The sequence below is a fragment of the Microbacterium sp. OVT16B genome (assembly GCF_019969705.1).
Taxonomy (GTDB): Bacteria; Actinomycetota; Actinomycetes; order Actinomycetales; family Microbacteriaceae; genus Microbacterium; species Microbacterium natoriense.
On the sequence record NZ_JAHXZA010000001.1, the window covers coordinates 3,523,959 to 3,549,286 of the forward strand.

The following is a 25,328-nucleotide window of genomic DNA, read 5'->3' on the forward strand; positions in this document are numbered from 1 at the left end:
GGGACGGAACGGGACGGGACGCACGACACGGCCCGGAGGAATCGTCCTCCGGGCCGCGTCGTGCTGCGGATCTGCGGGTCAGCTCAGCCGACGCCGCCTCGTCCACAGCACCGCACCGAGGGCCAGCAGACCCAGAGCGGATGCCGCCACGGCCGACCACAGCGAACCATCGGCTCCCGTCGTGGCGAGACCCGCTCCGGAGCCCGTGCCCGCACCGGGCGCGGCCGTGACCGCCAGCCCGGCCGATGCGAGTTCGACGCCCTCGGCATCCGTCGCGACGAGCGTGTGGGCGCCCGCCGGGGTGGAGGCGGGAACCGTGATCGACAGCACCGCTTCGCCGTCATCGGATACCGTCGCCTCGCCGACCTTGACCGGCTCGGAGTGCAGCCACAGCTGCACGAGCTGACCGGGCTCGAATCCGCCCAGCTGCACGGTCAGCGTGCCGCCGGAGCGCACCGTCCCGACCGACGGGGTGATCTTCGGGTCCTTGGCCGGCTTGGCCTTCTTGACCTTCAGCTCCGCGCTCGCGAGCTCGGCTCCAGAGCCGTCCTTCACGATGACGCGGTGCTTCCCGATCTCGGCATCCGCAGGGATCAGCAGCGGGGTGGTGAGCGCTCCGTCGGCGTCGACCGCGGCATCCGCGATCTTCACGCCGTCGAGCCAGAACGACACGGTCGAAGACGGGACGAAGCCGGTCAGGGCGGCCCCGACCGTCTCTCCCGCCCGCACCGAATCGGCGTCGAGAGCGAGCGCCGGGTCGGTCGCGGGGGTGCACTCGCCCAGGTCGTCGGCCGGACGCGCCTTCGGGGCGTGGCCGTCCTTCGACGCGGGCGTGCCGTAGATCGCCATCTCGGCGATCGCGGCGAACTGCGTTCCCGAGATCGACGAGGTCGCGGTGACCCTGACGTACCGTGCCGACACGGAGGCGAAGTCGACGTCCTGCCAGTCGGCGACGTTCTTCCACTCCCCCGCGGCGACGTCGGTGAACGTCGTGCCGTCGGTCGAGACCGCCACCTGGAAGCCCTTGATGGGGCCGTTCTGGTTGGCTCCGCGGCGCAGGTAAGAGATGCCGTCGACCTGCTCGGCGCTGCCGAGGTCGAAGGTCACCACGTGCGGGTACGACGTGGCGTTCGCGCTCCAGCGGCTGTGCCAGAAGGTGCCGGCCTCGCCGTCGAGCATGTTCGCGGCCTTTCCGTCCTCCCCCTCGGTCTCCTCGGAGTTCGCGGATGCCGTGATCTGCGCGTTCGGGATGCGAGCACGCGACGCGACCGAGGTCTGCTGCACCGTCGACACGGTGCGCACGTCGCAGTCGACGAGATAGGTCGCCGAGATGCCGATGTCGACCGCGGAGCCGGCCGCCGCGGCGGGCGCCGTGATCAGCCAGGTCGTCTCGACGCTCGCGCCGGGAGCGACCTCATCGAACAGGTTCGACGAGCCGTCGGCCACCTCGACCGTGTACCCCTCGGGCAGCGCGAGCTGCACGCCGATGTTCTCGGCGGTCAGCGCCTCGCTGTTCGTGAAGGTCGTGGTGAACGTCGCCTGCGCTCCGGGGTTGAGCACCGCGGTGCCGCCGGAGACCGTCGCGCACGGCGTGCCACCCACGGTCGGTCCGAGGTCGGTGACCGTGAAGTCGTCGAGCACGAAGTCGACGTCGGGTCCGCCCGTACGCTCGAGTCCGACCCAGGTGTAGTCGCCGCATCCGACGATCACATCCTGGCTGAACGCCGTGGTCTCCAGCGCCTGGGCGATCGGCGTGCGGCTCAGCGTGGTCGAGGCGACCTCGCCGCCCGCGACGACATCCGTGCCGGTGAGCCAGCGGTAGGCGCCGCTCGCTCCCGCCTGGTAGTCGAAGCCGATGCGGTACGAGTGCCCGGCCTGCAGCGGCACGAGCGTGGGGTCGGTCCGGTAGACGATGCCGTTGTTCTCCGAGTGCGACATGAGCGAGTGCTCACCGGTCAGGGTCGAGTCGACCGCGAGACCCGCGAGCGCACCGCCGGGGGCGAACGGGGATGCCGTGTTGCGCCAGTCGCTGCTCGTGTACGGGTCGTGACGGCGGGAGATGCTCGTGCGGGGGTCGTTGATGCCGCCGGAGCTCCCCTTCACGAACGGCCCCCAGCCGGCCTGGTTGCCCTCGAAGTCGTTCGAGTAGACGGTGCCCGCAGCTGCGGGAGCCGTGGTGTCGGTCATGATGCGCGCGTTGTCGATCCGCACCTTCGCGTCACCCGCGGCCGCAGACACCGAGACCGTCACCTGGCCGGAGGCCGGAGCGAGGAACGATGCCGTGCCGCGCTGGTAGTACTGCCCGGCCTTCGAGTCCGCAGCGGTGTAGTTGAACGTCGGGGAGAGGTTCCAGGTGCGCTGCACGGCGCCGGCACCGGTGTCGACCGCCACGGTGACGTCACGCGTCGCCGTCGGGTCGATCTGCACCTGCGCGGAGAACGAGTAGCGCTGGCCGGGGGTGAGCCCGGTCACGGTCTGGCTGATCGACGAGGCCGCCGGACCGAAGACCGCGATGTTGTCGCCGCGCGACTTGTTCTTGCCGGAGCCCTCGTTCGTGCGGGCCAGGGTCACGTCGCCGCTCGGGTGCCAGACGTCGAGCGAACCGGAGTTGAAGCCGGGGTCGTCGAGGCCCGCGTCGTGGTAGGTCACCGCGGCGCGCTGCGCTCCGCCCTGAGGCACGACGACGTAGGCCACGCCCTTGTCGCCGCTGATGGTGAGCTTTCCGCCGACCGCGTTCACGGTGCCGACCTTGACGCGGCCCTGGTCGCCCAGAGTGAAGACGTCGAACGCGGTGTTGCCGCTGAAGGCGTCGGTGAGGCCGAACGTCTTCTCGCCGCCCGATGCGGAGTAGAAGTACATCTTGTCGGCATCCACCGGGGATCCGGCATCCGCGTTGGAGGCCAGCGACTGCCACGGCAGCAGGTAGGAGTCGCCGCGGAGCACCGTGGCGCCGTCCATCGTGATGACGCGCGTGCTGCCGTCCATCGAGATCTTCACGTCGTCGGTCAGCGTCGCGGCCTGCCCGGCCGTGTAGCTGAGCAGATCGAAGTGCTGGATGAACTTCGTCGGCAGGCTCTGGGTCCAGACGTTGTCGATGAAGCCGTCCCAGTTCTGGTTGCCGACCCAGCCCTCGGCGTCGACCAGGCGCTGCTGGCCGAGGAGGGCGTCGTTGTTCCAGATGTCGGCCTGGCCGTTCTGGATGAAGCGCACCATCGTGGAGTTGATGCCCTTGTTGGTCACTCCGCCGTAGCTGAGGTCGTTGGGCCAGTGCGACCAGACCGTGTTGTCGACGAACTTGTCGCCCCACTCGGTCGCGACCTCGAGGCCCATGCCGTGCAGCTCGTCGGCGAGCTCCTCGGCGACCCAGCCGTTGGAGTAGTAGACGTCGATGTAGACGCCGCTGAGGCCGGGGACCTCGTCGCGCAGCTGCTGGAACCGGTCGAGCACGCGGCCCGAGCCGAGGTCGGCCTGCTGGTTGATGTAGTACGACTGGTCGAGCCAGTTCCAGCCCGGCTTGTAGGGTGCGGCGCCGTCGATGATGGCCGAGTCGAAGGCATTCGCCTGCGGGTACATCTCGGTCGCGTTGACGTGCACGCTCATGTCGGCGTTGAGCTTCGCGCCCTCGTCGACGAGGTGGTTGAGGTCGCCCACGCCGCCGGCGCGCTCGTTGAAGTTGTCGCCGTAGTCGGTGTTGGCCGAGTCGTGGCCCTCGCTGCCGAAGCCCTTGTTGAGCACCCACTGCCCCAGGCCGTCGGTCTGGTTCGCGATGCGCTTGGTGTTGTCGAGCGTGAGGTCGAAGTAGTTGGTCGCGCTGGAGGCGAAGTTGAACGGGATGCGGCTGACGACGCGCTCCGCGACCCTGTCGGCCCCGAGACGCGGGGTGTCGACCTCGCGGTAGCGGATGCCGGCATCCTGCCAGTCGACCGCTCCGTCGCCGTTGCGGTCGCCCGCGAACAGCACGGTGACCTTCGGCAGCTCGTACGTGGTGACGCGGCCGTCGACCGCGGTCGTCGGGTGGATCAGCCACGTGTTCGAGCCGATCTCGGCCGTGCGCCCGTCGGCTTCGGTCACGCGGGTGAGGAGGCGGCTGTTCCACGAGGGGGTGCTGCCTGATGCCTGCGTGGTGGCGTTGGTGATGACGCTGCCGACGACCTCGCCGTTGCCGAGGAACGCGAAGGACGCGCCCTTCTGCCCCGTCGCCGTCGTGCCGCTCAGAGCGATGTGCTCGTCGGCGTTCTTCGTGCTGTCGGGGCTGATCACGGTGCGGTCGAGCACCGAGCCGGCATCCGATGCGCTGGTCGACAGGAACGCGTTGTCCGGCAGGCCGAGGGTCGTGACCGGCGCGGTGCCGTCGACGCCCGTGACCGCGAAGGCGACGGTGCCGTCAGCGGCGACGCGGATGCTGCTGCGCACCGTCACGTCGACGCCGGTCAGGACCGAGACGTAGTCGATGCCGGATGCCGTCGACGTCGCCGTGGTCGTCGAGGCGTAGGAGGTGCCGTTGACGGCCCACTTGCCGCCCGACGTGCGCTGGCCGCCGATGGACGAGCCGCCGACCGCGTACCCCAGGATCTGCGGGAAGGTCTTCGACACGGTGGCCGTGGTGCCGCCGTTCGCGATCTGCACGGTCGCTCCGGCCGGCGGGGTGCCGGGGTCGGTGACGATCGGCGGAAGGGCCTGGTCGGAGAGGACCTCGATCTCGCCGGCGCCGCCGCCGTTGCCCGCGGGGTCCTGCGCATCGAGCACGACGAGGGCGACGTAGCGCCCGGTCTTCGCCGTCGCGAGCTCGATGCGCTGCTTCTCGGTGTTGGCGGTGGGGGCGTGCAGGGTCGCCGTCCCCACGGCCGCACCCCACCCGCCGTCCTTCGGCGAGGTCGTCGCGACGGACGCGTCGTCTGTGACGTACACCTCGACGTTCTTCGCGTCGATGCGCTGGCCCTTCTTGCCCGAGTAGTCCAGCGCCTTCACGGAGATCGACCGCTGCAGGTCGATCGCCAGCCAGTGCGGAGCAGGGGCCGGGACCGTGTACCGCGAGACCCACTGCGTGGCGTAGTCGCCGTCGAAGGCCCCGAGGGCGGTGCCGTCGAGAGCAGGGGGCGCAGGGTACGCGTCCGACTCGCTGGACACCGCCGCCAGGCGGTACTCGGTCTTGGGCACGGGGATCAGGTCGGCTGCCTGTGCGGGAATCGCCTGCACGGCGACTCCGCCGAAGACGAGCACGCTGGTCAACAGTGAGCTGACCGCGCGCGTCGCGCGGGGTGGTCGGGTATGAGTCGACACGTCTTACCTCTCGAACGGGAGGTGCTCGGAGAGAAAGACGCTCCGATGCGCCAGGGTGGAGTCATCGCTCGCACGATGTTTGCGCAATCACTCTATGGGAGCGGGTATTGATATTTCAATACTTTCTGGGGACGCGAGCGCAAACATTCACACGATCGACATCGGCCGCCCCGCACGTCGGGGCTCGCACGGCATCCATCGTTCGACGGAGAACGTCGTCAACCGTCCTCGCGATGTCACCGCTCTCCCGCCACTGTGGAGTGGAGGACATGACCGACTCCTCCGCGCGCCAGCGCCTCTCCGACCGTCTGACCTCCCGACGAGGGGCGTGGATCTCCCTGGGGCTCGTCCTCCTCATCATGACCCTGCTCTTCGGCGCGTTCGGCTCGGCGAAGGCGCCGGGGGGCAACGCCCAGGCGCCCGCCGCATCGGAGTCGTCCGAGGCGGCGGCGCTCCTCGACCGGTTCCCTGACGCCGACCGGCAGTCGGTGCTGGTGGTCGCGTCACGCGACGACGGACGCGCGCTCTCCGACACCGACATCGACGATCTGGAGAACCTCCTCCCGGTGCTCGAGCCGCATGCCGACGCCGAACCGACGGGCCCGATGGTGAGCGACGACGGCAGGGCCGCCGTGATCGCGACACCGATCCTCGTCGGCGACACGAATGCGGAGACGGCGGAGACGATCGACGCCCTGCGCACCGCCATCGCCGGAGAGAGGCTCGAAGGGATGAGCCTGCAGGTCACGGGAGGCCCGGCCTTCGGGGCCGACGTCGCCTCCTCGTTCGAGGGAGCCGACTTCACCCTCCTGCTCGTGACGATCCTCATCGTCGCCGTGCTGCTGATCGTCACCTACCGCTCGCCGGTGCTGTGGCTGATCCCGCTGGTCGTCGTCGCGCTCGCGGACGGCCTGGCCGGACGCATGACCGCGGCGGCGGCATCCCTGTGGGACCTGCAGTTCGACGCCGGCATCATCAGCGTGCTCGTGTTCGGCGCGGGGACGAACTACGCGCTGCTGCTCATCTCGCGCTACCGCGAGGAGCTCCTGCTCTCCGACGACCACCGGCAGGCGCTGAGCACCGCCTGGCGCAAGTCCGCCCCGGCGATCGTCGCCTCGAACGCGACCGTCGTGCTGGCACTGCTGACCCTGGTGCTCGCGGTGATCCCCGGCACGCACGGCCTCGGCATCACCTCGGCGATCGGACTGCTCATCGCCCTCGGCTCCGTGCTGTTCCTGCTGCCGCCGCTGCTCGCCGTCTGCGGTCGCGGGGTGTTCTGGCCATTCGCCCCTCGCCCAGGAGCGGCCGTCCGCCACGGCGGCGGCTGGCGACGGGCGGCGACACAGGTCGTGCGGCGCCCCGTGGTGAGCCTCCTGTCGGGAGTCGCCCTGCTCGCGGTCATGGCGGCCGGCCTCTTCGGCACGGCGGTCGGGCTCGACCAGCTCGACAGGTTCCGCGTGCAGTCCGAGTCGGCGACGGGACTCGAGGTGCTCTCCGCGCACTTCGCGCCGGGAGAGGCCCAGCCGATCCTCATCGTCTCGCACAGCGACGAGGCCGACGCCGTCATCGCCGCGGCGGAGGGCGTCGACGGCGTGGTGCGAGTGAACCCCGCGGGGACCGCGGATGACGGCTCGCTGACGAAGATCAGGGTCATCAGCGAGTACGGCCCGAGCACCACGCAGAGCCTGGATCAGGTCGCCGCGCTGCGTGACGCGGTGCACGCCGTGGACGGCGCCGACGCGGTGGTCGGCGGCGCGGTGGCGACCGACCTCGACGCCAGAGAGGGCGGTCAGCGCGACCTCCTGCTCATCGCCCCGCTGGTGCTCGCCGTGAGCGTGGTGGTGCTGCTGATCCTCCTTCGCTCCGTCATCGCCCCCGTGCTGCTGCTCCTCGTGAACGTCGCGAGCGCTCTCGCCGCGATCGGCGCCGGAGCCTGGCTGAGCCGGGTGCTCTTCGGGCAGCCCGCGCTCGATCTGCAGGTGCCGCTCCTCGCGTTCCTGTTCCTCGTCGCTCTCGGCATCGACTACACGATCTTCCTCGTGCACCGTGCGCGCGCCGAGGCGTCCGTCCACGGCACCCGCGACGGCATGGTCGAGGCGATCGCCCACACCGGAGGCGTGATCACGAGCGCCGGGATCGTGCTCGCCGCCGTGTTCGCCGCCCTCGGCGTGCTGCCGCTCGTCACCCTCGGTCAGCTCGGGCTCATCGTGGGCGTCGGCGTAGTGGTCGACACGCTCGTCGTGCGGACCGTGATCGTCCCGGCGATCTTCGCCCTCGTCGGCGACCGCATCTGGTGGCCGGGTCGGCCCGCGGTCAGGAGCCGATGAACTCCTCCGGCGGGCCGAACGACGGCTGCTCGCGGATCTCGACGGCCGCACCCAGGCCGTCGAGATCGAGCACCACGACCTCGTTGACCCCCTCGCGCCAGAGCGGTGCCGGCGCGTACAGCGTCTCCTGCGGACCGATCTTCCAGTAGCGGCCGAGCAGGAAGCCGTTCAGCCACACCATGCCCTTCGAGCCGCCGGGGAAGGCGAGCCACGCGTCGAGAGGTTCGGCGACGTCGAGGCGGGCCACGGCCACTCCGTCGGCGGAGGGGGTTCCGGACGCGGCATCCGGAGCCCCCTGCGGCACGATGCGGTGCGTCCAGCCGTTCACGAAGCGGCGTCCGACCATGACGGAGCCCATGATGCCCTTGCCCTCGCCCGTGCGCGGGCCGTAGTTGATGCGGCCGAGGCTCTCCACGATGATCGTGAGCACGCCGCGACCTCCGGAGGCTGAAAGCGCGAGAGACGTCTGCGCATCGCGATCGAGGGTGCCGAGCCGCGCGTCATCGAGGAAGACCGTGGCGCGGTCGTGCAGCCCCTCGATCGTGAGCGTCGCATCCGCGGGGAACGACACGGGAGCCTCGTAGACGACCAGGCCGTCTTCGGCGCCGAGCTGTTCGAACGTGCGCGGCATCGGCGTCGAGCGTCCGGTCGTCGGAAGCGCGCGCACGACGTCGAGAAGAGAGCGCACGGGCACGAGCGGGACGGATGCCGCGGCCTGGCGTCGCGGGTCCGCGGGGATCTCGGGCAGCTCGCCGTCGTGGAAGGGAGCGAGCATCGCGCGCAGCGCGTGGAACTTGTCGTTCAGCGTGCCGTCCTCGCCGATCGGAGCGTCGGAGTCGTAGCTGGTGACGGTCGGCTGCAGCACCCGGTCGTGGTTCGCGCCGTTCCACAGCCCGAAGTTCGTGCCGCCGTGGGCCATGTACAGGCTGACCGAGCCGCCCTCGGCGAGCAGGTCGCCCACGGTGCCGCCCATGCTGGCCGCGGAGCGGACGTGGTGCCGCTCGCCCCAGTGGTCGAACCAGCCGCCCCAGAGCTCGCTGCACATCAGCGCCTCGTCGCCGCGGCGCAGCTCGACCGCCTTCGCCACACCGGTGCCGAAGGTGAAGGTCGTCATGGCTCCAGGGACGCTGCCGTGCTCGATCATGTCGGACGTGATGCCGTCGGCCGTCGTGAGCATCTCGACGATGCCGCGCGCGCGCAGTCCGTCGCGCAGGTGCACCAGGTGGGCCGCGTCGCTGCCGAAGGAGCCGTACTCGTTCTCGATCTGCACCGCGACGATCGGCCCGCCGTGCGCCGCCTGCAGAGGGGCCAGTCGCGGAATGAGCTCGTCGTACCAGGCATCCACCGCCGCGAGGTACGCGGGGTCGCTGGTGCGCAGGGCGTCCACCCGACCGGAGAGCCAGAACGGGATGCCGCCGTTCGACCACTCGGCGCAGATGTAGGGGCTGGGCCGCACGAACACGTCGAGGCCGATCTCGCCGGCGAGGCGGATGAAGCGCTCGATGTCGCGCCAGCCGTCGAACCGCACATCGCCCTCGGTGCGCTCGTGGAAGTTCCAGGCGACGTAGGTGTCGACGGTGTTCGCGCCCATCGCCGCGAGTCGGCGGAGGCGGTCCTCCCACTGGTCGGGGTGGACGCGGAAGTAGTGGATCGCGCCGGACAGGATGCGGTGAGGCGCACCCCGGCGGATGAGCTCACCGGCGCGCCAGGACAGGGCGGGACCGGAGGAGGGTGCCGCGGGCGCCGGGTCGGCGAGAGTCGCGGTCGGGCCGTCGACAGCGGCGGCGAGAAGGTCGGACATAGCGCTCCAAAGACGAGTGTTTGCGTTCACATTATCGCATCATGACCCGCCTGAGTTACTGAGATTCCGCCGATTGATCGCTACCATTGAGACATGTCACCTCGCCGTCACCAGGAAGACAGGGCCCCGAGTCAGGTCGATGTCGCCAAGCTCGCGGGCGTCTCGACGCAGACCGTGTCCCGCGTGATGTCCGGCCAGGACAACGTGCGGGCCGACACCGCCCGACGGGTTCTCGCCGCCGTCGACGAGCTCGGCTACCGCGTGCACGCCGCCGCGGCATCCCTCGCATCCGGGCGCACCCGGGTGCTCGGCGTGATCGTCGTGTCGACCGACCGCTACTCCTCCGCGGCGCTCGGCGTCGGCATCCAGCAGGCCGCCGCCGCCAACGGCTACACCGTGTCGACCGCCGCCGTCGCCGACCACGCGTCGACCGAGGCCTTCCTCGAGGCGTTCGACCGGCTGGAGCGGCAGGGCGCCGAGGGGATCATCCTCGGCGTGCCCGTCGAGCTGGAGACCCCCGCCATGCGGATGCGCATGGAGCGCACTCCGGCCACGCGCAGCGAGCGCACCTCGCTCGACGAGGACGCTCCCCTCGCCGTCGACCAGCGCGCCATCGCCAGGCTCGCCGTCGAGCACCTGCTCGACCTCGGCCACGAGACCGTGTGGCACGTGTCGGGCGACGACTACTGGACCGAGACGCAGCAGCGCAGCGAGGCCTGGGAGCAGACGCTCCGCGACCGCGGCATCGTCCCTCCGCCCGTGATCCCCGCCGACTGGACCCCAGAGTCCGGCTACCGCGCCGGCCGCACGATCGCGGCGATCCCCGAGGTCACCGCGGTCTTCGTGTCCAGCGACGAGATGGCCTTCGGCCTCATCCGCGCCCTGCACGAAGCGGGCCGCAGCGTGCCGGAGGACGTCTCCGTGGTCAGCGTCGACGATATCGCCCTCGCGGCCTACGCCTCCCCCGCCCTCACGACCGTGCGTCAGCCGTTCGAGGACATGGGCCGAGCCGCCGCGCTGCGCCTGATCGCGCAGATCGAGGGGCACGACGCGATCGGCGACATGCCGTCCACCGATCCGCAGCTCGTCGTCAGGTCGTCGACCGCTCCGCCGCGCACCTGACCGGGCGCACCCTCACCAGCGCCCGTACCGGCGCTCCCACTCGTCCTCGATCGTGCGACGACGTCCGGCGATCCAGCCGAAGGGACAAGCGACGACGAGCGCGCCGGCGAGGAGCAGCAGCGGAACCTGCCACCCTCCGGTCGTCTCGTGCAGCAGGCCGATCGTCAGCGGGAACAGCGCGGCCACGCCGTAGCCGAGGCTCTGCACGAAGCCGCTGAGGGCCACGGCGCTCTCGGGGGTGCGGGCGCGGATGCTCAGCAGCACCAGGCTCAGCGGGAACATGATGGCGGTCAGTCCGAAGATCATGACCCACAGCGCGAGGGCCACGGTCGGGAAGAGCAGGAGGCCCGCGAGGCCGACGAGCCCCGCGCCGACCGCGAAGAAGAACAGCGGCCTGGTGGCCTGATAGCGCACCACGAGGATCGGCACGAGCATCGAGCAGGGCAGACCGACGAGCGCGAACGCCGACAGCAGGAAGCCCGCCGTCGCCGGGGTGACGCCGCCGATGTCGACGAGCATCGTCGGCATCCAGGCGAACGACGCGTACGCCATCGACGAGGATGCCGCGAACACGACCGCGAGCGCCCAGGCCAGCGGCAGCCGCCACAGCCTGCCGAAGATCCGCGGGTTCGCCGACGCCGTGGTGATGGGCCCGGTCGCGACGGCCACGGCATCCTGCGCCGACGCCTCGCGGACGATCGCCGGCCGGTCACCAGCGGGCTCCTCCGCCACATCCGGGGTCGTGCGGTTCGTGACGAGCATCGTGATCCACGGGATGAGCGCGACCGCGGCGAAACCGCCCCAGATGCCGAGCGACACGCGCCAGCCGAGCGTGTCGGCGATCGGCACGGCCACCAGCGGCGGCAGGAAGGTCGAGACCGCCATCGTGGTCGAGTAGACCGTCATCATGACGCCGAGACGGTCGGGGAAGTACTTCTTCACCAGTGGCGGGAGCAGCACGTTGCCCGAGCCGACGCCGGCGAACACGACGGCGGTCGCGGCGAGCAGCGTCGTCGAGTCCACCGCGAAACCGCGCAGCAGGAGCCCGGCGGCCATCAGCCCGATCGCGAACACCGCGACCCTCTCCAGCCCGAAGCGGCGCTCGAACAGCGGGGTCACGATGCCGAAGATCGCGAAGCACACCGGAGGCGCGGCGCCGATCAGACCGACGACCACGGGTGACATCGGGAAGTCCCGTGCGATGTGGTCGATCACCGGAGACAGCGACGCGACCGCGGATCGCAGCGAGAACGCGACGAGCACGATCCCGAGCAGGGCCAGTGTCCGACCCTCCCAGAGCGGCCGGCTCGCAGGCGTACCCAGGGATCCGGTCATCAAGAGGTCTGCGACCCCTCCACCCACGCGAGGTATTCGTCCGACACCGTGCCGGTCACGTAGCGTCCGTCGAAGCAGCTCATGTCGAGCTCGGTCACCGCCGAGCCCTCCGTGATCGCGGCCTTGAGGTCGTCGACCTCCTGGTACACGAGGTGGTCGCAGCCGAGCACCTCGGCGATCTCGGGGATCGTGCGGCCGTGCGCGATGAGCTCCTGACGCGACGGCATGTTGATGCCGTAGACGTGCGGATGCCGCACCGGAGGCGCCGCGGAGGCGAAGGTCACCGAGCTCGCGCCGGCATCCCTGGCCATCTGGATGATCTCCTTCGACGTCGTTCCCCGGACGATCGAGTCGTCGATCAGCAGGACGTTCTTGCCCTGGAACTCGGTCGACATGGCGTTCAGCTTCTGCCGCACGCTCTTCTTGCGCACCGCCTGGCCGGGCATGATGAAGGTGCGGCCGACGTAGCGGTTCTTGTAGAAGCCCTCGCGGTACTCGATGCCGAGCTTGCGGGCGACCTCCATCGCGGCGGGGCGCGAGGAGTCGGGGATCGGCATGACGACGTCGATCTTGTCCATCGGAACGTGCTTGGCGATCGTGTCGGCGAGACGGTCGCCCATGCGCAGGCGCGACTCGTAGACCGAGATGCCGTTCATGACCGAGTCCGGACGCGCGAGGTAGACGTACTCGAACGCGCAGGGCGCCAGGGTCGGGTTCTGCGCGCACTGCCGGGAGAACAGCTCGCCGTCGTTCGTGATGAACACGGCCTCGCCGGGCTCGACCTCGCGGACGACCTCGTAGTCGCCGTTCTCGAGCACGAGCGACTCGCTGGCGACGACCCATTCGTCGCGGCCCTCCGCGCCCTCCACGGTGGACGGACGGCGACCGAGGATCAGCGGACGGATGCCGAAGGGATCACGGAACGCGAGCAGGCCGTAGCCGGCGATCACGGCGATCACGGCGTACGCGCCCTCGATGCGCTCGTGGGTGCGCTCGACGGCCTCGAACACGCGCTCCGGGTCGAGGTCGACCGTCGAGGTGGTGTTCTGCAGTTCGCCGGCGAGCACGTTGAGCAGCAGCTCGGTGTCGCTGGAGGAGTTCAGGTGGCGGCGGTCACGCTGGGCCATGTCGGCCGTCAGCTCGCGCGTGTTCGTGAGGTTGCCGTTGTGGATGAGGATGATGCCGTAGGGCGCGTTCACATAGAACGGCTGCATCTCCTCCTCGTTCGACGCCGTGCCCTTCGTCGCGTAGCGCACGTGGCCGAGGCCGACGTTGCCGAGGAGCGCGCGCATGTCGCGGGTGCGGAACGCCTCGCGCACCATCCCCTGCGCCTTCGCGTTGTGCATGACGCCGTTCGACTCTGCGGTGGCGATGCCCGTCGCGTCCTGGCCGCGGTGCTGCAGCAGGAGGAGAGCGTCGTAGATGTCCTGGTTGACCGGGGCCGTTCCGACCATTCCGACGATGCCGCACATGGGGTGGTTATTTCATCCGTTTCTTCAGTGGGAGGAGTAGGCGCCCACGAGGCGCACCGCTCCGCCGTCGACGCCCTTGGCGCCCTGTTCGAACTCGCCGGCCGGACGCGCGCCGAAGCCCACGGTCGCGACCTGCCAGGCGGGCATGCCCTCTGCGGCGAGCGCAGCGATGGCGGCATCCTTCTTGTCCTGCGCGATCACCGCGAGGAAGCCGATGCCGAGGTTCCAGGTGCCCTCCGCCGACTCGAGCGTGGAGCCGGCGATGTCGCTGAGCACGCGGAAGACGGGGCTGGGCGACCACGTACCGCGGTCGACCTCCGCCCAGGTGCCCTGCGGGAGCACGCGCGCGAGGTTCGCCGCGATGCCGCCGCCGGTGACATGGCTGAGCGCGTGGACGCCGCCGCCGAGCGCGTCGATGAGGCGCAGCAGCGGGAGCGTGTAGAGGCGCGTCGGCTCGAGGAGCGCTTCGCCCCAGGTGGTGCCGAAGTCGGCCGCGGTGTCGGCATAGCTGATGCCGGCGCCGGTGACGATGTGGCGCACCAGGGAGTAGCCGTTGGAGTGCAGGCCGCTGGACTGCACGGCGAGGACGACATCGCCGTCCTGCACGCGCTCGGCGCCGAGGATGGCGTCGGCCTCGACCACACCGGTCGCAGCGCCCGCGACGTCGTAGTCGCGCGGTCCGAGCAGACCGGGGTGCTCTGCCGTCTCGCCGCCGACGAGCGCGGTGCCCGTGGCGGAGCAGGCCTCGGCGATGCCGCGCACGATGTCGGCGATGCGCTGCGGCACGACCTTGCCGCACGCGATGTAGTCGGTCATGAAGAGCGGCTTGGCGCCCACCACGACGATGTCGTCGACGACCATGCCGACCAGGTCCTGCCCGATCGTGTCGTGCTTGTCGATCGCCTGGGCGATCGCGACCTTGGTGCCGACCCCGTCTGTGCTGCTGGCCAGCAGCGGTCGGCGATAGCCGAGCAGCGCGCTGGCGTCGAAGAGGCCGGCGAATCCGCCGACACCGCCGAGCACTTCGGGTCCGTGCGTCGCGCGCACGGAGGACTTCATCAGCTCGACGGCGAGATCGCCTGCAGCGGTATCGACGCCGGCTTCGGAATAGGGATTGGTGGGGGAGGCAGCCACCCCTCGATCCTACCGTCAGCCGCGACCCCCGAACTCCGGAAGACGAAGAGCGGATGCCGCGCTCTCCCCATACGATGGGGCCATGTCCGACAAGCCGCAGTGGCTGATCCGCGAAGACGCGAGCGTGCCGGTGCTCGTCGCGCTCGCGCTGCGGCAGTCCCTCGGCATCCGCACGCCCTCCGACCTGCCCAGCCTGCGGGATCTGCCGGTGCGCGCCCCGGATGCCGTCGACGCCGCTCCGCTCGTCGAATCGCAGTGGCGGGACTACTGGGACATGACCGTCGAGCCGCGCGCGCATCACTCCGGCGTCCCGCTCGAGCTCGTCGACGGGTTCGACACGCTCGTCGCGCTCCCCGCGACCGGCGCCGAGGAGCTCACCGCGGCGATCACGCCGTTCGCGGCATCCGCCCTCGACTACGCCAGATCGGCGCACGACCGCTACGTCTCGACGCTGCACGGCCCCTCAGCGGGCAAGCCGGGCACCGGCGGAGACTCCTACCGGGCGTACGCCAGCGCCATCGCCGAGTTCGAGCGCGAGGTGGGGCGCCGCGCGCACTCGTTCGAGCTGAACGTGCAGGTGCTGCCCCTCTCGCAGCGGGGCATCTGGTGGATCGGCGCGCTGTCCGTCGCCGTGACCGACGGCCTGCGGCGCGACGTGGTCGCCTTCGACGGGGCGATCCGGCCGATCATCGCCGAACTCGCCTGAGGCGAGGGTCTCGGGTCAGTCGTTCTCGATGATGGTCTCGCGCTCGACGCGGACCACCCGGTCTCTGCGGCGCGCGACCCGCTCCGCGATGAGACCGGCGACGCCGCCGAGGGCGAGGCCGATCGGCGCGGTCCACAGCAGCAGGAATCCGAAGACCTGGCCGGGAGGGTAGACGACATCGAGGGCCTCCGAGGGCTGGAAGCTGCCCGCGAACGTGAGGATGCCCGCGACGATCACGCCGACGACGACGCCGATGCCCATGAACACGCCGTAGCGCGGCACGCGGCGCACGGTCGCTTCGACGGTCTGCTCGGATTCGCTGGGGGCCATGCATCCATTGTCCCACCGCGGGGCCGTGGTGCTCGCCCCCTTCTCCGTGCCGCCGCGGCGCCTCCGTCGGAGCCGCGCGCGCTGAGGAGCCGGATGCCGACGCGAGTCGCCCTCCCCGCGCGGGCGAGGAGGGCGACTCGTGGCGCTCAGGCGTCGACGGAAGCGTCGACGGCCTCGGTCTCGCCCTTGCCGCGACGGGCGATCAACACGCCGCCTCCGGCGATCAGTGCGACGAGCACCAGACCGCCGACGATCCAGGGCCACACCGGCGCCCCCTGCACATCAGGGACAGCCGTGACCGCGGTCGCCGCCGCACTGCCCTCCGACTCGCTCTTCTCCGGGGCGACGGGCGCGGAGCCGCAGTCGGCGCCCACGGGGATGACGGCGCTCACCGGGTCGAGCTCCTCGCCGGCCGCGTAGGTGCCGAACGCGGCGGCTCCGGCGTCGGTGAGGGTGGTGGGCACGGCGTCGAGCGTGATCACGCCGTCGGCGAGCGCGGCATCGGGCACCGCGAACTCCGCGAGGCGAACGCCCTGCTGATCGACGACCTCGCCGGACTGCGTGGTGCCCGCGATGTCGAACACGAGGTAGCCGGTGGATCCGGCGAGCTCGACCCTGGCGTTCGACAGCGTCGTGTTCAGCGCGCCGTCGTGACCGGTGAAGGCGATGCCGCCGCCGTAGCCGATGAGGCCGGCGCCGCTCTCCCCGTCGAAGGCCCCCGTGCCGTTCGCCCACACGAACTGCGGGTACTCGTACGCCACGTCGGTGAGTGTCCACCCGCCCCTGGCGATGCCCTCGATGTAGGTGCGGAACGACTCCTTGTAGCCCCAGTTCAGGGTGGCGCCCTCGACGGTGCACGCGCCGATCGCCGCCGTCGTCCTGGACAGGGTGAACGCCAGCCCGCGGTCGACCGAGCCCTGCAGCGTGAGGGTGTGGTCGCCGTCGGCGAGGGTGGCCGGGAGGGTTCCAGTCCACGAGGCGATGCCCGCGGCATCCGCCGTCACGGTGCCGAGCACGACCGGAGTCGAGTACACGACCACCTTGATGCCGGTCTCGCCCGATCGGAACCCGGATGCCGAGATCGTGGCCTCCTCGCCGGCCTGGAGCGCGGTGAGGTCGTCGGCGCTGATGTCGATCCCGGTCGACGCCGGCGGGGTCTGCGGGAGCGGCTTGGCCTTGACCACCGCGGCGGCGGCGACGGTCCCGGTGGTCCCGGCCGGTGCGGCCGCGGCCGAACCGATCGTGAACGTCACGGGGTCGAGGGCGGTCGTGTAGCCGGCGAGCACCTGGTCGCGCCCAGCGGACGTGAGCGCCGCGGGCGCCGCGCTGTACGTGACAGCGCCGTTCGCGGAGATCCGCGCCGCCCGCGAGAGGTCGAGCGTCGCGAAGGCGACCTGCGTGCCCCCGCTGGTCACGAAGAGCGTCGCGGCATCGGCCGAGGTGATCCGGATCTGCGGCTGCGAGACCGTCACGTCGAGCACGCCGTGGTGCCCGGTGAACCGCACGGCGCCGACGTACGAGACCGTGCCGAGGCCGGTGCCCTGGTCGTAGGTGCTGCCCGTCGCCTGACCGAACTGGAACTGGCCGCCGGAGCGGGTGGCTCCACCCGACACCTCGATCGCACCCTGGGCGATCGGACCGGTGACGTAGCTCGTGAAGGAGGAGGAGACGGCCCACTTCAGCGCGCCGCCGGGGACGGTGGTCGGCGGCGTGGTCGGGGTGGTCGGGGTCTCGGGCTCCGGCTGGGTGAGAGCCTTCCACTGCTCGGGACTGATCGCGACTGTGGAGCGCGCAAAGATCGTCGCTGCCGACGGCACCGAGTGCTGCCGCCACACGATCACCTCGTAGGTCTTCGCCGGGTCGAGCTCGGCGGCCTTCGCCGTGAGGTCGACGGAGAAGGCCCCGGCGGTGATCTTCTGCACCCACTGCATCGCGAGGAATCCACCGCCGGCCGTGACCTCGGCCTCGGTGCCCGCCTCGATCAGCGCGGCGTAGGCGCCGGTGACGTCGCCGAGTCGGGATCCGGATGCCGTGACGGTCAGACCGTCAGCCGCCGTCGCGCTCTTCACGCTCGTCGAGAGCGAGGAGGCGAGGCCGTAGTCGAGGGCGACGCTGCGCTCCTGGTCGGCGTTGACGACACCGCCCGCGCCGTACGTGTAGACACCGTACGAGCCGGGGGTCGCGGGGGTGTCCTTGAGCGTCAGCGTCGCCTGGAACGAGCCATCCGCGGCGATGTCCGCCCACTGCGCCCGGATCGTCGGCTGGTACTGAGCGGGCACCTGGTTCAGGACGCTCTCGGCGAGAGCCCACGCCTGCGTCCCCACCGAACGGGTCGCGGAGGCCGCACCCTTCGACGGCTGCCAGGTCGCAGCGAAGTTCCCGAACACCACATACGTGCCCTGCGGCAGAGTCGACGGAATCGGCGCCCCACGACCACCCACGTTCGCCGTGGGGTCGTACCCCGTGCCCTTCACGACGACCCTGTCACCTGCCTTGAGCGCGATCCCGGTCGCCGGGGTGACACCGTCGGCGAGGAACACGGAGAGCGAGGGGGATGCCGGAGCCGGCTTGATGACGTCCCACTCGGCATCGCTGATCGCGACGGCCGCCCGGGCGAGCATCGTCGTCGCGTCGGGGTTGGAGTGCTGCTTCCACACGATCACCTCATAGGTCTTCGCGCGGTCGAGCTTGTCAGCGGGCGCCGTGAGCTCGACGGTGAACGCCCCGCCCGAGACACCGCGGACCCACTGCATCGCGGCGTAACCGCCTCCGCCCGTGACGTTCGCCTCGGCGCCCGTCTCGATGATCGCGGCGTAGACGCCGGTCGCGGTGCCGAAGTCCTTTCCCGTGACGGTGGCGGTGATGCCGGGGGAACCCGCAGTCACGGCCGAGGACACGGTGATCTTCGGAGCGATGGAGTAGTTCAGGGCGACGCTGCGCTCCTGGTCGGCGTTGACGACCCCGCCGGCGCCGTACGTGTAGACGCCGTACGAGCCCGGGGTCGCGGGCGTGTCCTTCAGCGTCAGCGTCGCCTGGAACGAGCCATCCGCGGCGATGTCCGCCCACTGCGCCCGGATCGTCGGCTGGTACTGGGCAGGCACCTGGCTCAGCACGCTCTCAGCGAGCGCCCACGCCTGCGTCCCCACCGAGCGAGTCGAGGACGCCGCACCCTTCGACGGCTGCCACGTTGCAGCGAAGTTCCCGAACACCACATACGTGCCCTGCGGCAGCGTCGACGGAATCGGCGCCCCACGACCCCCCACGTTCGCCGCCGGGTCATACCCCGTACCCTTCACGACCACCCTGTCACCTGCCTTGAGCGCGACACCGGTCGCCGGAGTGACACCGTCGGCGAGGAACACCGAGAGAGACGGGGATGCCGGAGGCGTCGTACCCGGGTCGGTGCCCGGCTCGGTGCCGGGGTCGGTACCCGGATCGGTACCGGGATCGGTACCGGGGTCAGTGCCCGGATCGGTACCGGGGTCAGTGCCCGGATCGGTGCCGGGGTCAGTACCCGGATCGGTACCGGGGTCGGTACCCGGATCGGTACCAGGAACGGGGCCGAAGACGGCATCCCACTGCGCGCCGCTGATGCTGACGGCGCCGCGGCCGTAGATCGTCGTCGCGTCGGGGTTGGAGTGCTTCGCCCAGACGAGCACCTCGTAGGTCTTGGTGCGGTCGAGCGTGACGGCGGATGCGGTCAGCGTGAACGCGCTGGCGCCCGTCGTGACGACCGGCATCGTGAACGCCGCGTACCCGCCGCCACCGGTCAGCCCCCCTTCGGTTCCCGTCACGATCAGCGCCGCATACGCTCCCGTGGCATCGGCGGGGAGGCCCGAGGCCTGCACCTGCACGGAGACGCCGCTGGAGTCCGCCGAGCCGACGCTGACGGAGACGATCCCGTCGGCGGCGAGCGCAGGCTGCGCGGCCGCGAGTCCGGCGACGATGAGGAAGAGCGATATCAGGGCGGCGAGGCCTGCGCGGAGGCGCGTGCTCGCCGTGGGGGCTGGGGCTGTGTCGTTCACGGATTCTCTCCGGACTCCGGGGCGCGCGGGCACACGCGCCGGCGGTGCCGCTGTGCAGTCGGGCGGGAAGGGTGGATGTTGGTTAGGCTTAGCTAAGTCGCATCATCTCCGACAGTAGACGGACGTCGCAGGGCGCGTCAACTTTTAGGTTAGCCTTGCCTAATGCGTCGTACTCTCGTCGTCCTCCTGGTCTCCACGCTCGCCTTCGGCCTCTCCGCCTGCGGCGGCACCGGAGCACCGGCCTCCCCCGCGGCCTCGCAGGACGACTGCCCCGCGGCATCCGTGCCCCTGGCCTCGCTCGACCTCGTCAAGGACGTCCGCGCCGCGAAGGGGCAGTCGACCGCCTGCCTTCCCAGCCACGCCATCGAACCGGTCTCCGACGAGACCGCCCCGAAGCTCCCCGTGACGGTGACCGACAGCGAGGGGCGCGAAGTGACCGTGACGGATGCGGACCGCATCCTGCCCATCGACATCTCCGGCACGATCTCATCGACCGTGTTCGCCCTCGGCCTCGGCGACCGCGTCGTCGGACGCGACTCGTCCACCGACTTCCCCGGCACGGAGGAACTGCCCGTCGTCACGAAGTCGGGCCACACCCTCAACGCCGAGGCCATCCTCGAGCTGGCGCCCACCGTGGTCCTCACCGACACCACGATCGGCCCGAAGGAGGTCAGGCAGCAGCTGCGCGACGCCGGCATCGCGGTCGTCGTGATCTCCAGCGACCGCAGGCTCGACACCACCGACGAGCTCGTCACGGAGATCGCCGCGGCGCTCGGCGTCCCCAGCCGCGGGAACGCCCTGATCGAGCGCCTCGACGCCGGACTCGACGACGCGATCACCCAGATCGCCGAGGTGACCCCCGCTGCGGAGTCCGACCGGGCGCGGATGCTGTTCCTCTACGTGCGCGGCAGCGCGAACGTCTACTACATCTTCGGTGAGGACTCGGGCGCCGATTCGCTCATCGACGCGGTCGGCGGGATCGACGTCGCGGGCGAGATCGGCTGGCAGGGCATGAAGCCGATGACGGCGGAGGCGCTCGTCGAGGCGCAGCCCGATGTGATCGTCATGATGACCGACGGACTGGAGTCGGTCGGCGGCGTCGACGGCCTCATCGAACGCATCCCCGCCGTCGCCCAGACCCCGGCCGGCGCCCATCGCCGCGTGATCGACATGGCCGACACCGAGGTGCTCAGCTTCGGCCCGCGCTCCGCTGACGTCGTCCTCGCGATCGCCCGCGCCCTCTACGCCCCCGAGACGACGAAGTGACCGGAGAGGTCGTCACCCCGACGCCGACGACGCACCGGGGTCTGCGGTTCACGCTCGTGCTGATCGGGCTGATCGCGGCCCTCGTCATCACGTGCGTCGCGTCGATCACGAGCGGTCAGTACCAGCTGTCGCCGTCGGGCCTCGTCGGGGTGCTCCTGCACGGCATCGGCATCGACACCGCGTGGGCTCCCGACAGCGCCACGGACTACGGCGTCATCTACAGCATCCGGCTCCCCCGCCTCGTGCTCGGCCTGCTCGTCGGCGCCGCCCTCGCCGTCTCCGGCGTGCTCATGCAGGCGATCTTCGGCAACCCGCTGGCGGATGCCGGAGTCGTCGGCGTCTCCTCCGGCGCGGCGCTGGGCGCCGCGGCGAGCATCACCCTCGGGCTCGCGTCGTTCGGGATGTGGACGACACCGGCTTTCGCGTTCCTCGGCGGCCTCGTCGCCGTGATGGCGGTCTACCTCATCAGCCGATCCGGCGGGCGCACCGAGGTCGTCACGCTGCTCCTGACCGGCATCGCGATCAACGCGATCGCCGGCGCCGGCATGGCCTTCCTGACGTTCCTCGGCACGACGTCGACGCGCGAGCAGATCGTCTTCTGGCAGCTCGGGTCGCTCAACGGCGCACTGTGGTCGCACACGGCGCTCGTCGCCCCGCTGGTCGCCGTCGGCGTGATCGTCGCACTCGTCGTCGCACCCGGCCTCGACCTCTTCGCACTCGGCGAGCGCACGGCCAGACACCTCGGCCTCAACGTCGAGCTGCTGCGGATCGTGGTGATCGTGACCGTCGCCGTGCTCGTGTGCGCGGCCGTGGCCTTCGCGGGGATCATCGGGTTCGCCGGACTCGTCGTGCCGCACCTCATGCGCATGATCATCGGCCCCGCGCACCTGCCCCTCGTGATCGCATCGGCGTTCGGCGGGGCGCTGCTGATCTCGCTGGCCGACCTCGTCGCGCGCACCGCCGTGCCTCTCGCCGACCTTCCGATCGGCATGATCACGGCGCTCGTCGGCGGCCCGTTCTTCCTCTGGCTGCTGGTGCGCACCCGACGGCGCTCGGGAGGTTGGGCATGACCGTGCGTCTCAGCGGCACCGGCCTCACGGTGCGCGTGGGCGAGGGGCGGACCATCCTCGACGACGCCGCGATCGACATCAGGGCGGGCGAGGTGCACGCGCTGGTCGGGCCCAACGGGGCGGGCAAGTCGACGCTGTTCGGCGTGCTCGCCGGTGACGTCTCCGCCGCGGGAGCGGTGGCGCTCGACGGACGTCCGCTCGGCGGCATCCGTGCGCAGGAGCTGGCCAGACAGCGCGCCGTGCTGCTGCAGGAGAACGCGGTGACCTTCCCCTTCACCGTCGAGCAGGTGGTGCGGATGGGGCGGGCGCCGTGGGCTCGCACGCCCTCGTCCGCCGAAGACGACGACATCGTGATCGCCGCGATGACGGCGACCGAGGTCCTGCCCCTGGCCCTCCGCGCCGTGACGTCGCTCTCCGGCGGCGAGCGCGCTCGGGTGGCCCTCTCACGCGTGCTCGCTCAGCGCACCGGCATCCTGCTCCTCGACGAGCCGACCGCCGCCCTCGACCTCAAGCACCATGAAGACGTGATGCGCCTGATCCGCGAGCAGGCCGCCGATGGTGCGGCGGTGGCGATCGTGCTGCACGATCTGAACGCGGCCCTCGCCCACGCCGACCGCGTCACCCTCCTCTCGAACGGACGGGTGGCAGCATCCGGCATACCGTCCGAGGTGCTCACCGCCGCCAGGATCGAGCAGGTCTACGGGCAGCCGGTCGACGTCTTCCCCCACCCCTCGACGGGGGTCCCCCTGGTGGTGGCGCGGCGCTGAACCGGGCAGGTGCGACCGGGTCAGGGACGCAGGGGCAGCACCTCGGCCAGGTCGGCGCGGGTGCCAGATGCCTGGACGCGACCGGATGCCGCGGCATCCGCCCATCGCTCCGCCCCGGTCGCGACGGCGATCCAGGTGGCGGCGTCCATCTCGACCACGTTCGGCGGGGTCCCACGCGTGTGCCGCGGCCCCTGGATGACCTGCACGGCGCCGAACGGCGGGACGCGCACCTCCACGGTGCCTCCCGGCGCCTTCTCGTCGAGCAGCTGCAGCAGATAGCGCACGGCCGTCGCCAGGGCGGTGCGCGCCGGCTTCTCGCCCGCGGCATCCGCGGCGCCGACGGCGGCGAGCGCCGCACGTCCGTCGATGATGTCGATCCTCTTCGGGGGCATGGGATCAGGGTACGCGGCGGGGGCGCCCGCTCGGCGGTGCCGGTGCTTGTCGGGAGCGCACAAGATCCGCGCCCGACCCCTGCCCGCAGGCTTAGGCTCGAAGCGATGACTCCGAACGAGACCCTGCACGGGGCGCGCGCCGAGCTGATCGCGGCGGCGCAGCGCAGCGCGCGCTGGGCGGCGCCGTTCCCTCCGACCGACGACGGCGCGCACGCGGCATCCGTCCTGGTGCTGTTCGGCATGCTCGACAGCATCCCCGCTCGCACCGACGAGCTGACGGTGGCGGCCGACCTCGACGTGCTGCTGCAGCGACGGGCGGCGACCCTTTCGTCGCACCCCGGCCAGGTGTCGTTCCCCGGCGGGCGCAGGGAGGAGCAGGACGCGGATGCCGTCGCCACGGCGCTGCGCGAAGCGGAGGAGGAGACCGGACTCGACCCCGCGGGCGTCGAGGTGCTCGCGACACTGTCGGAGCTGCCCCTCGCCGCGAGCAACCACCTCGTGACCCCCGTGCTCGGCTGGTGGCGGTCGCCGTCGCGGGTCGTCGCGGTCGATCACGCCGAGACCGTCGAGGTGTTCCGCGTGCCCGTCGCGCACCTGCTCGACCCCGACATCCGCTTCACGTCGACGATCAGCCGCATGGGCCGCACGTGGAAGGGCCCGGCGTTCGACGTGGACGGCACGATCGTGTGGGGCTTCACCGCGATGGTCCTGGACGCGCTGTTCGACGCCACGGGCTGGACCATCCCCTGGGACCCCACGGTCGAGCGGCCCGTCACGGTCTGAGCCACCCGCTCCGAGGCTTCGGGCCCGTGCCCGCGTTGCGCCCCGGCATCCGAATCACGCGCCGTCGCGCGCCAGAACTCCGGAGATTCCGTCATGATCGGGCTCCGAGCCGCTCCATGGCCGGGAGCCGCGGTGATTCTCCGGAGTTCTGGCATCCGCCTGCGCCGCACCCGGTCCGAAATCCGGACGCGCGGCCTCGGTAGTCTGGACGGGTGAAGATTCTCGTCCTCGGTTCCGGTGCCCGTGAGCACGCGATCATCCTCGCCCTGCGGGCCGAGCAGACGGAGCACGAGATCTTCGTCGCCCCAGGCAACGCCGGCATCGCGCAGGACGCAACCCCTGTCACGGTGGACCCGCTCGACGGCGCCGCGGTGACCGCGTTCGCCAACGAGCACGCGGTCGACCTCGTCGTCGTGGGGCCTGAGGCTCCGCTGGTCGCCGGCGTCGCCGACGTGCTCCGCGCGCACGGCGTCCCCGTGTTCGGACCGGGCAAAGCCGCAGCCCAGCTCGAGGGGTCGAAGTCGTTCGCGAAGCGGATCATGGATGCCGCGGGCGTCCCCACCGGCCGCGCCGTGCGCGCCGCCACCGTCGCCGAGGTCGAGGCCGCATTCGACGAGCTCGGCGCCCCGCACGTCGTCAAGGCCGACGGTCTCGCCGCCGGCAAGGGCGTCATCGTGACCTCCGACCGCGCCGAGGCGCTCGCGCACGCGGAGCACTACCTGCCCTCCGGCCCCGTGCTCGTGGAGGAGTTCCTGTCGGGCCCCGAGGTCTCGCTGTTCTTCCTCAGCGACGGCGACACCGTGCGCGCGCTCAGCCCCGCGCAGGACTTCAAGCGTGCGCTCGACGGCGACGAGGGCCCCAACACGGGCGGCATGGGCGCGTACTCGCCGCTGCCCTGGCTCGACGAGCAGTTCGGCAGCGAGCGCGCCTTCGTCGAGGAGGTCACGCGCGACGTGGCCCTTCCCGTCATCCGCCGGCTGGATGCCGAGGGCACGCCGTTCATCGGACTGCTCTACGCGGGCCTCATCCTCACGCCCGCCGGCGTGCGCGTGATCGAGTTCAACGCGCGGTTCGGCGACCCCGAGACGCAGATCGTGCTGCCGCGCCTGGTCACCCCGCTGTCGGAGCTGCTGTTCGCCGCGGCATCCGGCACCCTGGAGGACCAGCCGGAGCCCGTGTTCAGCGACGACGTCGCGATCACCGTCGTCCTCGCGAGCGAGGGCTACCCCGAGGCGCCGCAGACCGGGCGTCCGATCGAGGGCCTCGCGGATTCCGCGGCCGTCGAGGGCGTCCGCCTCGTCCACGCCGCGACCGCCAGCCCCGACGCCCCCGGGGGCTCGCTCGTCGCGACGGGTGGCCGGGTGCTGAACGTCGTCGCCGTGGCATCCGACTTCCGCACCGCACGTACCCGCGCCTACGAGGCGATCGCGAAGATCTCCCTCGACGGGTCGCACTACCGCACCGACATCGCCGCCCGCGTCGCGGAGTAGGCGCGCGGCGCCGTGCCGCGGCATCCGT

16 protein-coding genes are annotated in these 25,328 nt (G+C 71.1%); 8 read left to right on the top strand and 8 right to left on the bottom strand.

Annotation, left to right across the window (positions count from 1 at the left end; genetic code table 11):
* Positions 1–78: 78 nt before the first annotated feature.
* A complete protein-coding gene (locus LC438_RS16610; RefSeq protein ID WP_223587229.1) occupies positions 79–5,280 on the bottom strand; it encodes an endo-alpha-N-acetylgalactosaminidase family protein in 5,202 nt (1,733 codons plus the stop codon).
* A gap of 269 nt (positions 5,281–5,549) precedes the next feature.
* Between LC438_RS16610 and LC438_RS16615 the strand changes: the two genes are divergently transcribed.
* Positions 5,550–7,607 carry an MMPL family transporter gene (locus tag LC438_RS16615; RefSeq protein WP_223587230.1) on the top strand — a complete coding sequence of 686 codons (2,058 nt, stop codon included), beginning with the start codon at positions 5,550–5,552 and terminating at the stop codon, positions 7,605–7,607.
* Here the strand turns inward: LC438_RS16615 and LC438_RS16620 are convergent.
* Positions 7,594–9,408 (bottom strand): beta-galactosidase family protein, encoded by a 1,815-nt coding sequence (locus LC438_RS16620; protein WP_223587231.1) that lies wholly within the window; start codon positions 9,406–9,408, stop codon positions 7,594–7,596. The two genes, LC438_RS16615 and LC438_RS16620, sit on opposite strands and share 14 nt — an antisense overlap.
* 93 nt (positions 9,409–9,501) lie before the next feature.
* On the opposite strand from LC438_RS16620, the gene LC438_RS16625 reads away from it, so the two are divergent.
* The gene (locus LC438_RS16625) at positions 9,502–10,530 is read left to right on the top strand and encodes a LacI family DNA-binding transcriptional regulator (RefSeq protein ID WP_105676700.1); all 1,029 of its coding nucleotides are present in this window, start codon (positions 9,502–9,504) and stop codon (positions 10,528–10,530) included.
* 12 nt (positions 10,531–10,542) lie between these two features.
* Here LC438_RS16625 and LC438_RS16630 read toward each other — a convergent pair whose 3' ends face one another.
* The 3 genes from LC438_RS16630 to purM are packed head-to-tail and all read right to left on the bottom strand — an operon-like array spanning position 10,543 to position 14,471.
* Positions 10,543–11,865 carry a CynX/NimT family MFS transporter gene (locus tag LC438_RS16630; RefSeq protein WP_105676699.1) on the bottom strand — a complete coding sequence of 441 codons (1,323 nt, stop codon included), beginning with the start codon at positions 11,863–11,865 and terminating at the stop codon, positions 10,543–10,545.
* Entirely contained in the window at positions 11,865–13,337 is a 1,473-nt protein-coding gene (gene purF, locus LC438_RS16635) for an amidophosphoribosyltransferase (RefSeq protein WP_105676697.1), read from the bottom strand. The genes LC438_RS16630 and purF overlap by 1 nt, the downstream gene beginning before the upstream one ends.
* 24 nt (positions 13,338–13,361) lie before the next feature.
* On the bottom strand, positions 13,362–14,471 hold the full coding sequence (gene purM, locus LC438_RS16640; RefSeq protein WP_105676696.1) for a phosphoribosylformylglycinamidine cyclo-ligase: 1,110 nt from the start codon (positions 14,469–14,471) through the stop codon (positions 13,362–13,364).
* Between the two features lie 82 nt (positions 14,472–14,553).
* Here purM and LC438_RS16645 point away from each other — a divergent pair, with 82 nt between their 5' ends.
* Positions 14,554–15,177 carry a zinc-binding alcohol dehydrogenase gene (locus LC438_RS16645; protein WP_105676695.1) on the top strand — a complete coding sequence of 208 codons (624 nt, stop codon included), beginning with the start codon at positions 14,554–14,556 and terminating at the stop codon, positions 15,175–15,177.
* Positions 15,178–15,192: 15 nt separating this feature from the next.
* On the opposite strand, the gene LC438_RS16650 is transcribed toward LC438_RS16645, so the two are convergent.
* A complete protein-coding gene (locus LC438_RS16650; protein ID WP_105676693.1) occupies positions 15,193–15,507 on the bottom strand; it encodes a potassium transporter Trk in 315 nt (104 codons plus the stop codon).
* A 146-nt stretch (positions 15,508–15,653) separates the two neighbouring features.
* Complete coding sequence (locus LC438_RS18810) at positions 15,654–19,532, bottom strand: HtaA domain-containing protein (protein ID WP_223587232.1); 3,879 nt, start codon at positions 19,530–19,532, stop codon at positions 15,654–15,656.
* A 162-nt stretch (positions 19,533–19,694) separates the two neighbouring features.
* On the opposite strand from LC438_RS18810, the gene LC438_RS16660 reads away from it, so the two are divergent.
* Genes LC438_RS16660 through LC438_RS16670 form a run of 3 tightly spaced genes read left to right on the top strand, consistent with a single transcriptional unit; the run spans position 19,695 to position 22,635 of the window.
* Complete coding sequence (locus LC438_RS16660) at positions 19,695–20,798, top strand: hemin ABC transporter substrate-binding protein (RefSeq protein ID WP_223587233.1); 1,104 nt, start codon at positions 19,695–19,697, stop codon at positions 20,796–20,798.
* Positions 20,795–21,868 (top strand): iron ABC transporter permease, encoded by a 1,074-nt coding sequence (locus tag LC438_RS16665; protein WP_223587234.1) that lies wholly within the window; start codon positions 20,795–20,797, stop codon positions 21,866–21,868. Before LC438_RS16660 ends, LC438_RS16665 begins: the two co-directional genes overlap by 4 nt.
* A complete protein-coding gene (locus tag LC438_RS16670) occupies positions 21,865–22,635 on the top strand; it encodes a heme ABC transporter ATP-binding protein (RefSeq protein ID WP_223587235.1) in 771 nt (256 codons plus the stop codon). Before LC438_RS16665 ends, LC438_RS16670 begins: the two co-directional genes overlap by 4 nt.
* Positions 22,636–22,655: 20 nt before the next feature.
* Here LC438_RS16670 and LC438_RS16675 read toward each other — a convergent pair whose 3' ends face one another.
* The gene (locus tag LC438_RS16675; RefSeq protein WP_105673230.1) at positions 22,656–23,027 is read right to left on the bottom strand and encodes a sterol carrier family protein; all 372 of its coding nucleotides are present in this window, start codon (positions 23,025–23,027) and stop codon (positions 22,656–22,658) included.
* A 105-nt stretch (positions 23,028–23,132) separates the two neighbouring features.
* Here LC438_RS16675 and LC438_RS16680 point away from each other — a divergent pair, with 105 nt between their 5' ends.
* Together LC438_RS16680 and purD are read left to right on the top strand one after the other, a co-directional pair.
* Positions 23,133–23,810 carry a CoA pyrophosphatase gene (locus LC438_RS16680; protein WP_105673229.1) on the top strand — a complete coding sequence of 226 codons (678 nt, stop codon included), beginning with the start codon at positions 23,133–23,135 and terminating at the stop codon, positions 23,808–23,810.
* 212 nt (positions 23,811–24,022) lie between these two features.
* Positions 24,023–25,300 carry a phosphoribosylamine--glycine ligase gene (purD, locus tag LC438_RS16685; protein ID WP_223587236.1) on the top strand — a complete coding sequence of 426 codons (1,278 nt, stop codon included), beginning with the start codon at positions 24,023–24,025 and terminating at the stop codon, positions 25,298–25,300.
* Positions 25,301–25,328 lie beyond the last annotated feature (28 nt).